Annotated in this window: 11 protein-coding genes; 1 reads left to right on the top strand and 10 read right to left on the bottom strand. The window is 68.8% G+C overall.

Annotation, left to right across the window (positions count from 1 at the left end):
- Positions 1 to 8: 8 nt before the first annotated feature.
- From bcsN to bcsS, 6 genes are read right to left on the bottom strand one after another with little or no spacing between them, the layout of a single operon-like run.
- The gene (gene bcsN / locus AC1DZY_RS18520) at positions 9 to 998 is read right to left on the bottom strand and encodes a cellulose biosynthesis protein BcsN (RefSeq protein WP_476821614.1); all 990 of its coding nucleotides are present in this window, start codon (positions 996 to 998) and stop codon (positions 9 to 11) included.
- Positions 999 to 1,012: 14 nt separating this feature from the next.
- Entirely contained in the window at positions 1,013 to 2,848 is a 1,836-nt protein-coding gene (locus AC1DZY_RS18515) for a tetratricopeptide repeat protein (protein WP_476821613.1), read from the bottom strand.
- Positions 2,833 to 3,957 carry a family 8 glycosyl hydrolase gene (locus AC1DZY_RS18510; protein ID WP_476821612.1) on the bottom strand — a complete coding sequence of 375 codons (1,125 nt, stop codon included), beginning with the start codon at positions 3,955 to 3,957 and terminating at the stop codon, positions 2,833 to 2,835. The genes AC1DZY_RS18515 and AC1DZY_RS18510 overlap by 16 nt, the downstream gene beginning before the upstream one ends.
- Positions 3,954 to 6,356, bottom strand: a complete 2,403-nt coding sequence (locus tag AC1DZY_RS18505; RefSeq protein ID WP_476821611.1) for a cellulose biosynthesis cyclic di-GMP-binding regulatory protein BcsB — start codon at positions 6,354 to 6,356, stop codon at positions 3,954 to 3,956. Before AC1DZY_RS18505 ends, AC1DZY_RS18510 begins: the two co-directional genes overlap by 4 nt.
- A gap of 4 nt (positions 6,357 to 6,360) precedes the next feature.
- On the bottom strand, positions 6,361 to 8,817 hold the full coding sequence (gene bcsA, locus AC1DZY_RS18500) for a UDP-forming cellulose synthase catalytic subunit (RefSeq protein WP_476821610.1): 2,457 nt from the start codon (positions 8,815 to 8,817) through the stop codon (positions 6,361 to 6,363).
- Positions 8,817 to 9,581, bottom strand: a complete 765-nt coding sequence (bcsS, locus tag AC1DZY_RS18495) for a cellulose biosynthesis protein BcsS (RefSeq protein WP_476821609.1) — start codon at positions 9,579 to 9,581, stop codon at positions 8,817 to 8,819. The genes bcsA and bcsS overlap by 1 nt, the downstream gene beginning before the upstream one ends.
- Positions 9,582 to 10,070: 489 nt before the next feature.
- On the opposite strand from bcsS, the gene AC1DZY_RS18490 reads away from it, so the two are divergent.
- Positions 10,071 to 10,733: a LuxR C-terminal-related transcriptional regulator gene (locus AC1DZY_RS18490; protein WP_476821608.1), complete on the top strand. Its 663-nt coding sequence runs from the start codon at positions 10,071 to 10,073 to the stop codon at positions 10,731 to 10,733.
- Position 10,734: 1 nt separating this feature from the next.
- Here AC1DZY_RS18490 and nhaA read toward each other — a convergent pair whose 3' ends face one another.
- From nhaA to AC1DZY_RS18470, 4 genes are all read right to left on the bottom strand, one after another.
- Positions 10,735 to 11,919, bottom strand: coding sequence for a Na+/H+ antiporter NhaA (gene nhaA, locus AC1DZY_RS18485; protein WP_476821607.1), 1,185 nt, complete (start codon positions 11,917 to 11,919; stop codon positions 10,735 to 10,737).
- A gap of 110 nt (positions 11,920 to 12,029) precedes the next feature.
- Positions 12,030 to 13,319 (bottom strand): ArgE/DapE family deacylase, encoded by a 1,290-nt coding sequence (locus AC1DZY_RS18480; RefSeq protein ID WP_476821606.1) that lies wholly within the window; start codon positions 13,317 to 13,319, stop codon positions 12,030 to 12,032.
- 189 nt (positions 13,320 to 13,508) lie between these two features.
- Positions 13,509 to 15,134 (bottom strand): ABC transporter ATP-binding protein, encoded by a 1,626-nt coding sequence (locus tag AC1DZY_RS18475; RefSeq protein ID WP_476821605.1) that lies wholly within the window; start codon positions 15,132 to 15,134, stop codon positions 13,509 to 13,511.
- On the bottom strand, positions 15,131 to 15,967 hold the full coding sequence (locus AC1DZY_RS18470; RefSeq protein ID WP_476821604.1) for an ABC transporter permease: 837 nt from the start codon (positions 15,965 to 15,967) through the stop codon (positions 15,131 to 15,133). Before AC1DZY_RS18470 ends, AC1DZY_RS18475 begins: the two co-directional genes overlap by 4 nt.
- Positions 15,968 to 15,973: the final 6 nt, after the last annotated feature.

Below are 15,973 nucleotides of genomic sequence, written 5' to 3'. Positions count from 1 at the left end.
CTGAAAACTCAGTCGGGTGTCGGCACGGCGGAACGCAGCACCGCCGCATCCCTCAAAGGCAGGCGGGTCTGCTGGCCGGGCTGGGCCGTTGGGCCGCGATAGGCTTCAGCCGGCAGGCTGGCGTCGAGCGCGGTGCGACTGCCCTCGACGGCGGAGGGGAGCCGCGGCGCGAGGCCGGAATTGGCCGGCCCGGAGATCGGGGCGAGATAGCGTCGTCCACCGGGCGCGAGCAGCGAACCGGTGTCGATCGGTTCGGCTGCAGGCGGCTGTCTGGCGACGGTCTGGGCCGGCCTGGCCTTCCGTACGACCGGGCGCGGTTTTGTTTGCGGCGGCTCGAGTTCGCGCGCGCGTTGCGCGTCCAGTCCGACATCGATCCGGTCGAGATCGGCGGCGATCTGGTCGAGCGTCGCGTCGCTGCGGCAGATCCGGGCACGCCAGGAGGCGCTGCCGCCGAGGCGCTCGGCAATCCGGCGGTCGTCACGGTCGAGCCATTGCCAGGCATAGACGCAGCGCTCGCGGCCGGGTCCCGATGCCACCGCCAGACCATAGGGTCCAAAGGCATTGTGGCGCGGCAGGCCGACGACCCGCATCGTCCTGTCGGGAAAGGCCGAGGCGAGTTCGGCGCGAATGCCGGCCTCGGTCGGCTTGCCGGGGCCGGGATTGGCGATGCCCGCGTTCTGGCTCACGGCAATCGCGATGTGGTTGCGGCCGAGTGATGGCGCGGACCGCAGCATGATCTCCTGCGCCACACCGTCGTTCAGTCGTCGTTCGCTGACCGACTGGGCCCGTCCCCAGACGTCCGGAAGGCGCACCAGCGCGGCAGCGGGCCCAAGCGCCGTCCAGCCCGTATTGGCCGATGTTGCAGCCAGCGTCTCGAGCGGCAGGATCGCCTGAGCGTCACGACGGTCGGCGCAGCCGGCGGCGAGCAGGCCAAGCCCTGCGGCGGCGACGACGGCGAGGCGGATCGGCAGGAGGCAGGCTTTCGAGGGGCTGGTCATGATCATGTCCCCGATCAGCGCCGGAAGCGCAGGGCGGCGGCGTCGCCGTCGCCGGCATTGCGCTCGGCGGCCGGCGCGGCTTCCGCTTGCGGATGGTTCTGGCTTTGCGCCCAGAGCGTGCCATTCGCGGGCGGACGCTCGACGCTGGCGATGTCGCTGGGGCTGCCCGCGCCGTTCCAACCTGGCAGCAGCGTGAAGCCGAGCGGTTCATAGGGCATGGCGGTGACGCCGCCGACGCGGCGGGCGACGAGCGGCCGGGTCTCCTGCGCACGGGGGCGGAACCCGTCCTGACCACGCCCGCTATCGGGGAAACGCAGCGGATTCTCCGGCGACACGGCGATGGGGAAGTCGCTGCGTTTCACCATGACGCCGGCTGCATGGTCCTGGCCGAAGGCGTTGCCAGGCTGTGGCACCCGGATCGCGGCGGCAAGCCCGATCCTCGCGGTCTCCGCGGCACTGACCCGCTGGGCCGCGCTTTGCGGATCGCAGGGGCCAGGGCGGTCGTCGCGCCCGTCGCGGAACAGAAGCCCGACCAGTTTGGGAAACAGCCCGTCATAGCGGTTGACCAGTTCGACGAAGTCGCGCTGCCGCTTCAGACGCTGAAGGCTGAGCGCCTGGCCGTAGACCGTCGCCTCCTTCGGCAGCCAGGCGCTGGCGCGCTGGAACCAGTCGAGCGCCGTCTCGAACTGGCAGGCGTTGTAGGCGTACCAGCCGAGCGCCTGCGCGCCTTCGCCGGAGCGGCTGTCGAGCGTGACGCGGGCATAGCGGGCGAGCCGCTCGGGCTCGATGGCCGGCGGGACCGGCTTCGTCAGCTCGCCTTCCAGCACGTCGATGAACAGGATGGCGTTGTTGACCAGCGGTTCGCGCCAGGCGAAGGCGACCTCCTCGGCCTCACGGCGCTGGCCGAGCCTGAGCAGCGTATGGGCCAGCCCATGGGCGATCATGGCCTTGGCGATCATGGCGTCGCCGCCGCGCGCGATCGCGAGCTTGAACCAGGCCAGCGCCTCGGCCGTGCGATTCTGCTTGAGTGCGAGCCATGCGACGAGACCGGCTTCGTTCGCGTTCTCGGCCTGGCGCGCATGCGCTTCGAACGCGCTCATCTCGGCGGGCTCGACCGGCGTCTTGCGCTCGTCGTGGAGGATGGCGCTGATGCGCCCGCGCGTGATGTCGATGGCGAGCGCGGCGAATTCGGGCGCGCCGTTCTCGGCGGTCTTGCCCATCGCCAGCAGCAACTCGACATCCGCCATCGGCAGCAATGCGATCGCCTTCTGGATCGTGGCGCTGCGCTCCCTGGCGTCGTTTCGCTTCGTCAGGATCGCGCCATAGAGCGCGAAAGCTTCGGGCTGCCGGTCGGTGCGGGCGAAACCTTCGGCCACGGCCCAGGCGAGTTCGACATCGTCGAGATCGCCAGATTTTCCAAACTCGCCGGCGAGATCGGCGACTGCGAGCCACTGCCCGTTGCCGGCCTGTCCGAGTACGGCGCGGCGCATCTCCTTGCGTCGGAGCTTGCGGGCGAGATCGTCCGACGGCTGCCAGCCGGGCTCGGACTTCTGACGCTGGGCGATCGCACGCTTCAGCCCGTCGATATCCCCGGCCGAGAACAGCGCCCAGAACGGCTTCTCGTCGGCCTGCCCCGGCCGCGCGGTCCAGATGTCTTCGGGCATCGCCCAGCCCGGATTGAGAGCGGCCAGCCGCTTGCCCTCCGCTTCGGCACGCGCCTTCTGGCCGTGCGAAGCGTAAAAGCGCAGCGCCGTCTCGTCCACGCCGCGCTCCTGCGCCGACAGTGGCAGCACCAGCGCCAGCAGCGCCGCGCTGGCCATGACGGCAGGGCGGATCAATCGCGCAGGCATGACGGATACCTCATCGCAGCCGCCGTCAGCGCAAGCAGATGCAGGGTCGCGGGGTAGTAGTGCTCCGCGCCTTGCGGGTTGCGCAGATGGCGTGGAAAGGGCGCAGCCTTGCTGGCGCAGGCCGAGAGCGCCGGCAGCGCCTCGTAGCCGCGCTCCTCCAGCCAGACGGAGGGCTGCCCCTGCGCCAGTTCAATCAGCGGCAGGGCGCGGCGCTTGCGCTGCTCCCAGACGGCGAGGAAGCCGGCATGGTTGCGCGGCTGGTCGAAACCCGCCCAGGCGAGATAGAGCGGGATGCGGATGGCGTTATAGGAAAACTGCGCCGGGAAGCCATCGGCCGGCTGCGGCTCGCCGCCCTTCAGCGTGATCCAGTCGCTGGGCAGTTTCGCGGGCCCGAAGCGCGCCTTCTCGATCAGGCGCAGGCCCGCGCGCCCGAGCCCGGCCCAGTCGAATTCGGGCGCGACCAGCGGCAGGCGGGCGAAGGCCGGGAAGACGTAGTAGGACAGGTTCAGCACTGGGCCGTCCTGCCGGTCATCGGCCGAGAAGCCGTTGATGCCGGGCAGCAGCAATGTGCCATGGGCGGTCTTGAGCAGGATCAGCTTGCGGCCGATCTCGACCGCGATGCGCCGCGCCGCCACCCTGTAGGAGACATCGCCCCAGGCCTCGGCGGCCTCGGTCAGCGCCCAGGCGATCAGCAGGTCGCCATCGCTGGCGTTGTTCATGTCGGCGACGGCCGGGCGCTTCTCGGGCTCCCAGCGCCAGGCCGCAAGCTGGTCGTTGCGCACGAACAGGTTGGCCCGCGTCCAGCCCCAGATGCGCTCGAAGCCGGCGCGGTCGTCGGCCGCGACCGCCAGCAGCATGCCGTAGCCCTGGCCCTCGCTATGGCTGATCTGGCCGTTGGCGGTGTCGACGACCCGGCCGGTCTCGGTGACGAAGCGGCCTTTATAGGCGCGCCAGCCCTCCTTGTTCGGCAGCATGCCCTTGAGCGCGATCTCGCCGGTCGCGTTCTCCGCCGCTTGGCCGCGCGCGAACGGCGCGAGCACGAAGACGAGCATGCCCAATGCCAGCGCCAGCACGCGCCAGAATGCGATCATCGCGGACGCCTGTTTCATTCCTGCCTCCTGCCGGTGTTGAGGACGAGCCAGAGGGTCGAGGCTGCCAGGCACAGCACCAGCAGCAGCGCCAGCCCGACATAGGCGAGCGGGTTGAGCGAGAGCCAGCCAGCGGCGACGAGGCGCGAATTGGCGATCCCGAAGCTTTGCGTCGCGACCAGCCGCTGATGGTCCCCCGCCGAAACGAAGCTGACGCTCTCGTCCTGGCCAAGCGCGCTGATGCGCCCGCCAAGCCCGCTCCAGATCTGCGGATGGGTCAGGCATTCGATGCCGGCCTTCAACGCGCCGGCGTCGGAGGCGGTGAAGACGGTCCAGAGGTTCTTCGCCTGCTCGACGGGGAAATCCTGCGCGACCAAAAGCGAGGCGCGAGCCGATACGACCTCGCCTTCGGATCTGGCGCCCTGCGGTTCCACACCCTGCCAGAACGACGGCGCCGGGAGGCTCGCGCGCAGGCCCAGGCTGGCGAAGCTGAAACCGGCCTCATCCCTGGCGGCGATCTTGACCGGCGCGGCGGGCGGAAGCTGCGGCAGCAGGCAGCGCGTGGTCTGGAGGTCGCCGTCGGTTGCGGGCGCAATCTGGCGCGCCCCATCCGGGCTGTGCTGCCAGGCCTGCCTGACCCGCTCGGGATCGAGGCCGGCCGCGCGCATCAGGGCAGGCTCCAGCGCCGGCGCGGGCGAGACCATCAGCACCTCGCCGGCGTCGAGCGCAGGCGGCGTCATCGCGAAGGCAAAGTCGATCGGCCGGCCGGCGGCGACGCCAAGACGTGCAGCCAGCGTCGCGGCGGCCGCCATGGTCTGCCGGTCCGGCGTCGGCACATAGAGGATCGGCCTGGCGCCGTCGCGGGCGAAGGGGAAGCCGCCCGCCGCCAGAAGCGCCAGTTCCGGCGAGCGGCCGATGCGGGCGATGCGCGGCAGCACGAGTTCGCTGCGATCGAGAATCTGGAGCCGACGCGCCGTTCCCTGCGCGAGGCAGGCCTCGTCGCCGCGCATCGGCACCTGCGCGGTGATTTCGATGCGGTTCTGGCCCGGCCGCATCAGGCTGAGCGGCAGGAAGATCTGGTTGCGGTCGAGCGCGCCGGCGTCGCCGCGGCTCAGCAATTGCGTGCCCGCGGTGCGGCCATTGACCTCGACCAGGATGCGCGCCTCGGCGGTCAGCCCGGCGTCGTGCGAGCCGGCAAGGTTCAGCGCCATCCGGTCGTAATCGGCAGGCATGAAGTCCATCGGCATGGCGATGTCGAGCCCGAGCCGGAACAGCCGGCCGGAGAACTCCGTGCTGGCAAAGCCGGTCTGGTTCAGTGCGATGCGCTCGGACGCTCCGCTGGCGGTAAAGCCAGGCAGGGTGGCGAGCGCGCGCAGGCCGGCTTCCGTGCCTGCCCCGACCCCCGCCGCTTCGCGTTCGGCGTTCCAGCGCTCGAGCGCGAGATCGAGATCGGCTGCGGTCGCGCCGGTGACGACGAAGGTCGGCGCGCGGTCGGGTCGCGTCGGCAGGAAGCCATGTCGCGGCCCGGCGACGGCGCCGAAATCGGTCATGTCGAGCCTTGCGCTGAGATCGTCGATCGTGCCGATGGCGAGATCGAGCCCGCCTTGCTCGCGCACCGCCTCGCTTTGGCCGGCGGCGCTGAAATCGACCACGGGCTGCAGCCAGTGCCCTGACAGCGCCGCGATCTGCGCGGCTTTCACGGCGCGGCCGGCCATTTCGGGCGTCAGCTTGCCGGTGAGGATGATGCGGATCGGCGAAGCTCCGTCGCGACGCGGCGCGACGGCGGCGATGTCGGCTGCGCTCTCGAAGCCCAGTCGCATGGCGTCGCCGCCGAGCACGAGACCGGTGCGGGCCGGGTCGAGCGCGGTCCACAGCTCATAGGTCGCTTGCGGCGAGCAATCGACCCGGTGGCGCTGCTCGGCGACGATGCGGACGGCGTTGAAGCCGGGCTTCAGCAGTCCGGCGGGGATCTCGAACTCCTCGGACGCCGTCGCTTCGGGCGGCGCCAGCCTCGTGCGGGATATGACGGTGTCGTTGACGCTCAGCGTCAGCCGCGAGCCCTCGGGCATCACCGAGATCGCCGACAGGAACGCCAGCCGGAAGCGCGCCTTCCGCCGGGCCTGCGCCGCCGTGAGATAGACCGGCCAATCGCCTTGCGCCCATTCGCCGTCGAAGCGGAAGCCCTTCAGCGTCACGGGCAGGCGGCGCAGGCCGTCCTGGACCGGCGCCGGGCTGCGCGGCAGCACGCTTTGCGGCACGACGACGCTGGCCGGCAGCGGCGCGGGCTCGCCGCGCGGCTCGGTCGGCAGCGTGAAATTCCGCACCGGCCCGACCCCAACGAAGCTCTGGGCATGCAGTGTCGGGCCGCAGGCGAGCGCGCCGCCGATCAGGCAGAAGGCAAGGCGAAGGCTGGAGCGCATGGCGTCAGGCGGCTCCCGCCAGCAGAGGCGCGGGCTCGGCCTGCGCGGCGACGTTCCGCTGCGGCGCGGAGCCCGAAAGCGCCGCGATCGTGGCAAGCCAGCTCGCCTGGTCGAGACGCGCCGCCTGAGGCGCGGGCAGGCGCATCTGGCCGGCCAGCGTCTGGATCGCCGCGCCGAAGGCGGCGGGGTCGAAGGCCGGCGCGAGGGGGACCACGTCCTCGCTTGCCGGGCGCGCGGCTTCTGCGCTGACCGGCCGCTTGCGGAAGGCGTAGGAGAGCGCGCGGAACGGCTCGGTCACGCCCCAGAGCGCGAACTGCATGCTGCCGCGCACGAGGCCGATCGGCTTGCGCCGTCCTTCGAGGAAACGCGCGATCGCACCGGCGTCGCCATACATCAGCTCGGCCACCGCGTGATAGTCGGTCGTTGCGAGGCCGGTGAAGGCAAGCCCGCAGCGCGCTTCCGCGCCAAGTTGCGCGACATGGGACAGGGTGACCGCGACGGCCGGCCGCTGCGCCATTCCGCCGAGCGGGACGATCGTCAGCTGGCCGCGCGTTGCGCCGGCCTCGAGCGACAGCCCGGTCGGCAGCGCCTTGACCACGACGCCGCAGCCGCCGGCCGAGACATTGTCGATCGCGACATCGAGCTTTTGGCCGCCGATCGTCAGCAGGCCCTTGCGCTGGACGCCGAGGCGGGGATGCCGGTCGACCTGCTTGCGTTCGGCAACGGCGCCCAGCGCAACACCGGCGATCAGCAGGTTGAAGCCGGTCCACAGGCCGACGACCAGCATCAGCGCGGTGACGCCGGGCTCGAAGAGATAGCGGAACGCCGCAGTGCCGACGCCCAGTGCGAGCAGTCCGAAAATCGCGAAGAACGGCCAGGCCAATTCCGAGAGATGGTCGTTGTCGAGCGAGAGGCCCTTGGCGGTGACGTTGAAGGTCGGCTTCCTCGGCGAGGCGACGACCGAGACGATGGCCCGCGCCAGGAACACGCCCTGGACGTATTCGTAGAGTTCCGACATCCAGGGCCAGCGGACATGGCCGTAGAGATAGCTCTGCATCACCATGTTCACGGCGACATAGGAGAGCGTGTAGGCGATCGTCTCGTCTACGCTGGAGACGAAGATCTTCACGTCGAAGAAGATGTGCAGCAATGGCGCGACCATGAAGATCAGGCGCGGCACTGGGAAGCACCAGAACGTCATGCTGGAGAGATAGGCGATGCGCTGGATCGGCTTCAGGCCTTTGCGCAGCGCCGGGTTCTTCAGCATCAGGATCTGGAACATGCCCTGGCACCAGCGCGAGCGCTGGCCGATGAAGCTTGCGAAGGTCTCGGGCTGGAGGCCGGCGATCAGCGGCTTGTCGACGTAGAGCGAGGTCCAGCCCTGCGCATGCAGCTCGAAGGCGGTCTCGCAATCCTCGGTGATGGTGATGCCGGAGAAGCCGCCGGTGGTGGCCAGCGCCGAACGCCGCAGCAGCGCCGCCGAGCCGCAGAAGAACGAGCCGTTCCACTTGTCCAGCCCGCGCTGGGTGACGCTGTAGAACATCTCGTTTTCGGACGGCATGCGCTGGAAGGTGCGCAAGTTCTTCTCGATCGGATCGGGATTGAGAAAGACATGCGGCGTCTGCACGAGGAAGAGCTTCGGATCGCGGGCGAAATGCCCGACCGTCTCGCGCAGGAACTGCCGGAAGGGCGCGTGATCGGCGTCGAACACGACGACGATCTCGGCCTTTGAATGCTGCAGCCCGTTGTTGAGGTTGCCGGCCTTGGCGTGCTCGTTCTTCGCCCGCGTCAGATACACCGCGCCGAGTTCGCGGCAGAGGCCCTGCAGCGACACCCGGCGGCGGCGCGCGGCCGCCGCTTTGGCGTCATCCTTGTCGTTGCACTTCTGGTCCGAACCGCCATCGTCGAGCAGCCAGACGGTCAGCTTGTCGGCCGGATAGTCCATCGCCTTGGCGGCCGCGACCGTCATGGCGAGGATCTCCTCGTCCTCGTTGTAACTGGGGATGAAGACGTCGACGGTCGGCAGTGCGGCGTCGTCCTCGCGCGTCAGGCTTTTGCGGCGCAAGGGGTCGGCGTTGATGATCAGGCTGATCGCCAGCACGAAGGCGCAAAACAGCTCCGCGCCAAGCAGGACGACGCCGAAGCCGAAGCCGATGGCGTCGCTCATCGGCGGCAGCGTCGAGGTCAGCCGCCAGTAGAGATAGCGCAGCAGCACGACCGAGCCGAGCGCCAGGAAAAGATAGCGCGTCGGCCCGGCCTTGGGCATCTGCCCGAGGATGACGAGGCCCGCGAACACGATGATTCCGAGCGCTCCTTGCGCCTGCACGCTGACGGGCTGCGTCACCAGCACGAACATCATGAGCCCGCAGCCGAGCCAGCTCGCCCAGCGCAGGATGGAAACAAGGCGGCTGGGCTGAGCTGCGGATGCCGTGGCGGCGGTGGCGGGGCTTGCGTCGCTCATCAGAACTGCGCCCTGACGTCGACCGCGCCGTACGCACCGCCCTTTTGCTCGCGATCATATTGGTAGCCGGCCGAGATCGAGGCCTGGATCGGGCCGAGCTGCAGCCCGGTCAGATGCACGCCGAAGCGCATCTGGTTGTAGAAATCATTGCCGAGAAAGGCGACTTCGGGGCCGACATAGAGCCCGTCACCGATCCGGTAGCCGGCTTTCAGCCGGGTGAAATAGGCCTTGTCGTTGGTGGTGAACGAGCCATAGGCCGAGACCATCGTCTTGTCGGTCGGCCGCGCATAGAAATCGACTGCCGTCTTCAGGCCGAAGCTCGATCCCGCGACCTGATTGTTGGGGTCGGCGATCGACAGCGCGGTGTTGCGCACGGCAAGGCCGACATAGCCTGCAAGTTTCGCCTCGCGCCAGATCCATTCATAACCGGCGAGCGCCGCGCCCTCGACCTGGTCGCCCTGCACCTTCGCGCCGCTGGCCGCGCGGTATTCATAGGTGCCTGCCAGCGCCTCGACCCGGACGCGAGCGCCGCTCTCGCGCAGCGTTCCGTTTAGCGCCGCCGTGCCGCCGGCATTGGCGAAGACCGAGCCGGTCGAGGTCACCGTGGTCGAGGCGTCCAGGCTGACGATCCAGTCGTCCTTGGCCGCGGGCGCGGCTGCGCCGGTGTACCAGTCCGCCGCATGAGCGCGGTTGCCCGCCATGACGAGCACGCCCGCCAGCAGCAGCCATTCCCGCCCATTCGCCGATAAACCAAGACGCGCCATCGCCGGACCCAAGCCCTTGTTCTGCCGCCGTCCTGCGACCCCGTTCGAGGTCGCTCCGGCCAGTCGAACCTCCGGCCCGCGCCCTAAACAAAGACTTTCCCGGGAGGGGTCGCAGCCGGCAGCGGACGGACTAGACCGTTCGGCGGTTCGCCGTGGGTTGGCTGTCCCGGCTCCGAGAGGAACGGTGGCGCGTCGGCCGGCTGCGGCGCGCGGCAGCTGCGGCATTTGGCTCAAATGCGGGCGATCACGCTCATCGAATGTAAAGCATCGCACCGACCGGCTCCGGGCCCTGCCGCCGCATCGGTCGATTGGTCTAGTCCGTAGGGCCGCAACAGCCGCGCTTTGGCCTCCGCGCGCCGGTTCCGGAGCGGGTTCGACGGGCGAGGGGCTTTGCGTCTTCTGCCGTTAGCGTTAACCCGGCATGAAGGCCGCATCCGGCTTTCTGGCTTATCCTGGCGATGTCCACGCCACCTTTCGAGCTGAACGCCCATGGCCATATCCCGATCCTGCGTCCTGATCGCCGATGACGACGCTTTCTTCCGGATCGCGCTGTCGGCGATCCTGACGCGCCAGCTCGGTTTCGAGACGGTGCTGGAGGCGGGTTCGCTCGACGATGCGCTCGAACTGCTCGGCACGCGCCCCGAAATCAGCCTCGCGCTGTTCGACCTGTCGATGCCCGGCATGAAGCAGGCTGCCAGCCTGGCTGCGGTGCGCGAATGCGCCGAGCATGTCACGCTCGCGGTCGTCTCCGGCTCGATCTCGCGCCATGATATCCTGGCGGCGCTTGGCGCCGGCGTGCATGGCTACATCCCCAAGGCGCTTGGCCCCGCCGAACTGGTGAGGGCGCTGGAGCAGATTCTTGCCGGCCAGATCTTCGTGCCGCCGATGCTGGCCAAGGCTTCCGGAACTGAGGGTTCGGCACCGCTGACGCCGGCCGATCAGGCGGGCGAGAGCATGGCCCGGCTGACGCCGCGCCAGCGCGAGGTGCTTGAGGCGCTGATCAGCGGCCGCTCCAACAAGGAGATCGCCCGCCAGCTCGGCCTCGGCGAGGGCACGGTGAAGATTCATGTCGCGGCGCTGCTGCGTACGCTGCAACTGCCCAACCGCGCCGCGGCCGCGGCCTTCGGCGCGCGTCAGGCCAGCCGCGGTTGAGTCAGGCAGCCGTCTCGCGTTTCGCTATCCGCAGCAGCAGGTAGCCCGCAACGCCTGACAGCAGCGAGCCCGCGAGCACACCGATCTTGGTCTGGTCCTGCAACACGGCGGATTCCGGAAAGGCGAGCAGCCCGATGAACAGGCTCATGGTGAAACCGATGCCGCAGAGCAGGGCGATGCCGTAGAACTGGCTCCAGTTCGCATGGGCTGGCAGGTCGGCGAGCCCGGCCCGGATCGCGACCCAGCCGAAGCCGAAAACGCCGATCTGCTTGCCAAGGAAGAGTCCCAGCATGATGCCGAGCGGCACCGGCGCGAGCAGGGCCGAGGGGCCCAGCCCGGCGAAGGACACGCCGGCATTGGCGAAGCCGAAGATCGGGATGATCGCGAAGGCGACCCACGGGTGCAGGCCGTGCTCCAGGACATGAAGCGGCGACTGCGCATGCTCCGGCGCAGCCGGCGAGGGCTTGAGCGGGATCGTCAGGGCGAGCGCGACGCCGGCCAGCGTGGCGTGAATGCCGGATTTGAGCACGAGGAACCAGAGCACCGCGCCGAGCACGAGGTAGGGCAAGAGCCGGGTGACGCCGAGCCGGTTCATTGCGATGAGCACGGCCAGCACGGCAAAGGCGAGGCCCAGCATGAGCCCCGACAATTGCGCGGTGTAAAAAACCGCGATGATCAGCACCGCGCCGAGATCGTCGAGGATGGCGAGCGCGGTCAGGAAGACCTTGAGCGAGCCCGGCACGCGCGGCCCCAGCAGCGAGAGCACGCCGAGCGCAAAGGCGATGTCGGTCGCGGCGGGAATGGCCCAGCCGCGCAGTGTTTCGGGCGAGCCGCTGTTCAGCGCGACATAGATCAGCGCCGGTGCGACCATGCCGCCCAGCGCGGCAAAACCCGGCAGCGCCCGGCGCGACCATGTCGAGAGCTGCCCGTCAAGGAATTCGCGCTTGATCTCGAGCCCGACGAGCAGGAAGAACACCGCCATCAGCGCATCGTTGACCCAGTGCAAAACCGACAGGCCCAGCACATACCCGCCGAGCACGCCGAAATAGAACGGCGCGGCCGGCGAATTGGCGATGACGATGGCGGCGCAGGCGACCGCCATCAGGATGATGCCGCCAGCCGCCTCGCTATGCAGGAAGGCCCGCAGTGCCGAGAGTGGTTTGCGCGGGTTGGCGTCGGGCGTCATGGGCATCCGTTGCGGTTGGCGGCTGGAGGCATGCTTGCCCCGAAGCATCTAGGTTCGCTTCTGAACCACTGCGTCATCCCGGACAAGTCGCGAAGCGACGCCGATCCGGCTCAACCCTTGACCGGCTCGACCCCGCACCATTCCGCCACGAACAGCGCCATCGCGCCGGTGATGCGCTTGATCGAGGCCAGGCTCGCGCGTTCGTCGAAGGCGTGGATGTTCTCGCCCATCGGCCCGTAGCAGAGCGTCGGGATCTTGTCGTAGAGCGCATGCACGCGGGCATCGAGATAGGCCGCCGTCATGAAGGATTTCAGCGGCTTGCCGACAGCGGCCTGATGGGCGCGCCCGAGCACGGCCTCGGCTTCGCTGCCGGGCTCGAGCACATAGCCCTCGGCCCAGAAGCCGTTGAAGGTCACTTTCGGTGGATTATTGGCGAGGAAGGCGTCGGTGCGCGATGCCGTGCGGATGCAGTCCTCGATCCGGTTGGCGATCTCCTGCGCGGTGACGCCGGGGTAGAGCCCGACCCTGCAATCGACCTTGCACCAGCACGGCACCGACGAGGCCCAGTCGCCGCCCTCGATCTTGCCGATATTCAGGTTGATCGGATGCGCCTCGTTCTCGAAATGCTCCCGGCCGGCCTTTTCGACGTTGAACTGTTCTTCCAGCGTCCGCAGCGCCGCGATGACCCGGTAGGCGGCGTCGATTGCGTTGGCGCCCGTGCCCATCTCGCGCACATGCGCGGGCACGCCGCGCACCTCGAACTGGAACCAGACGACGCCGGCATTGGCGCGGCACAGCATCTCGTATTCCGGCTCCGGGATCAGCGCCGCATCGGCACGGTAGCCGCGTAAGTGCGTCATCAGCGCGCCATTGCCGGTCGATTCCTCCTCGACGACGGATTCGACATAGACTGTCGCCGCCGGCTGCAGGCCGATTCGCCTGAGCGCATCGAGGCAGGCGAAATTCGCGCCCGCGCCCACCTTCATATCGGCTCCGCCGCGGCCATAGAGCCAGTCGCCCTCGATCACGGGGTCGAAGGGCGCGTGCGTCCATTGATCGACCGGGCCGGTCGGCACCACGTCGACATGCGCCTGCAGGATCAGCGAGCGCCCGGTCTCATTGCGGGGATGATGGATGCCGACGACGATCGGCGCTTCCGAGTGAGTGTCCGAGAACGGCGCGCCACCGGGATGGGCCGCGATCAATTCGCGGTCCATGTGAAAGCGGTCCATGGTGAAGCCGCGATCCTTCAGCGCCCGGAAGACAAAATCCTGGCAGGCATGCTCATCGCCGCGCAGCGAGGGGAACCGGATCAGCTCCTGCGTGAAGGCGGTCTGCGCGGCAAAGCCCTCATCGACGGAGGCGAGGATCTTGTCGCGAAGGGCGGGGTCGAGAGGCATGGGCCGAGCTCCAAACAACAGTGATTGCATCAAAGCGTCGACAGACCCGAGCCGTCATCCCGGACAAGCGGCGTCAGCCGCGCCGATCCGGGATCCATCATAGGGCACGACGGCGCTCCACGATGGATCCCGGATCTCCGCTTCGCTGCGTCCGGGATGACGGTGGTGTTTGTCGAAAGGGTCACAGGATCAATGCCCGAAGCGGCCGCCACCGGGAACGGCCGCCAGCAACTGCCGCGTATACGCATGCTGCGGGGCTGCAAACATCGCAGCCGTCGGCCCGGTCTCGACGATCTTGCCGCGCTGCATCACCGCGATCCGGTCGCAGATTTGCGCCGCGACGCGCAGATCATGCGTCACGAACAGGATGGCCAGCCCCAGTCGCTGCTGAATCTCCTTGATCAGCGTCAGGATCTGCGCCTGGACGGAGACATCGAGCGCCGAGACGGCTTCGTCGGCAACCAGAACATCGGGTTCGAGCGCGAGCGCCCGCGCGATGCCGATGCGCTGGCGCTGCCCGCCGGAGAACTCGTGCGGATATCGGTCGATGGCGTTGGCCGAGAGGCCGACCAGTTCGAGCAGTTCCTTCGCCTTCCCCAGCGCGACCGCGCGCGCGACGCCATGCGCCACCGGCCCGTCGGAGATGATGCGTCCGACCGTCTGGCGCGGGTTGAGCGAGGCGAACGGGTCCTGGAACACCATCTGGATGCGCTTGCGGTGCTGTCGCAGCGCGCCTGCGCCGAGATCGCTGAGAACGATGTCGCCTGAGCCGGAACGGCTCAGCGTGATGCGCCCGCTATTGGGTTCGATCAGCCGCAGGCAGCAGCGCCCGACCGTCGATTTGCCCGAACCTGACTCGCCGACGAGCCCGAGCGTCTCGCCCCGCGCCAGCGTGAAGGAGATGTCGTCGGCCGCCCTGACCTCGCGCCCACCGCCAAAAAAAGAGCGCTTGCGATAGACCTTGCCGAGCCCCTCGACGCTGAGCACCGGCGTCGGATCGGGCAAAGCAGGACGCCCGGGCGGGATCAGCGACGGCACGGCCGCCAGCAGCCGCCGCGTATACTCATGCGCCGGGCGCGACAGCACGGCGTCGGCGGAACCCTGCTCGACCAGCTTGCCCTGCTGCAGCACGGCTATGCGGTCGGCGATCTCGGCGACGACGCCGAAATCATGGGTGATGAACAGGACCGCCGTGCCGTGCTTGTGGCGGAGATTGTCGAGCAGCTTCAGGATCTGCGCTTGCGTGGTCACGTCGAGCGCCGTCGTCGGCTCGTCGGCGATCAGGAGCTTGGGCTCCAGCGCCAGCGCCATCGCGATCATCACGCGCTGGCGCTGCCCGCCCGACAATTCGTGCGGATAGGCCTTTGCCAGCCTTGCCGGATCGGGCAGGCCGACCTCGGTCAGGAGTTCGAGCGCCCGCGCCTGCCGGGCTTTGCCGTCGAGCAGGCCATGCGCCTCGAAGGTTTCGACGATCTGGTCGGCGATCCGCATCACCGGATTGAGCGAGGTCATCGGCTCCTGGAAGATCATGCCGATCTCGCGCCCGCGCACATCCTGCATCGTCTCTTCGTCGAGACTGAGCAGGTCGCGCCCGGCGAGCCTGATCGCGCCGCCAGCCGGCCTCACCGCCTTGGGCAGCAGGCCCATCACGGCATGCGCGATCATCGATTTGCCCGAGCCGGATTCGCCGACGATGCAGAGCGTCTCGCCCGGCGCGATCGTCAGCGAGACGTTCTCGACCGCGTGCGCCCGGTCGGACATCGCTGGCAGCGCCAGCGTCAGGTTCTCGATCGACAGGACAGCCCCGGCGCTCATTCGCGGCCCCGGGCGAGGCGCGGGTTCAGGGCGTCGTTCAGCCCTTCGCCGGCGAGATTGAGTGCGAGCACGGTCAGGAAGATCGCGATCCCCGGAAAAAAGCTGATCCACCAGGCGTCGATCAGGCGGGTCCGGCCGGCGCCGACCATATAGCCCCAGCTCATCAGATTGGGATCACCCAGCCCAAGGAAGGACAACGAGGATTCGAGCAGGATCGCCGAGCCGATCATCAGCGAGCCCATCACGATGATCGGCGCGACAGTGTTGGGCAGTACCTGGCTGAAGATGATGCGCGGCGTCGACTGGCCGATGGTGACGGCGGCCTGGACATATTCGCGCGTCCGCAGCGACAAAACCTCGCCGCGCACCAGCCGCGCCACCGGCGGCCACGAGACCACGCCGATGGCGAGCACGATCGAGCCCAGCGCCGGCTGCAGGATCGCGACCACGACGATCGCCAGCGCAAAGCTCGGAATCGTCTGGAAGAACTCGGTGAAACGCATCAGCGCGTCATCGACGAAGCCGCCGGCATAGCCCGCGACAGCGCCCAGCGGCACGCCGATCAGCAGCGCCACCAGCGTCGAGACCACGCCGATCATCAGCGAGACCCGCGCGCCGTGGACCATGCCCGAGGCGATGTCGCGGCCGAGCGTATCGGTGCCGAGCGGGAAGCGCTCCAGCGCGAATGGAGCCATGAACGGCCGCCCGACCATGCGCCAGGGCGAGGTCGGGTAAAGCGAGGGCGCGAGCAGCGCGAACGCGATCACGGCCAGCAGAATGACGAGGCCGATCAACGCGCCGCGATTGCGGCAGAAGCGCTTGAGGAAACTCATGCCGGG

This window comes from Allobosea sp. P2_A10 (genome assembly GCF_056405115.1).
The sequence above is the reverse complement of the archived record's forward strand: the minus strand, read 5'-3'. Positions and strand labels throughout refer to the sequence as shown.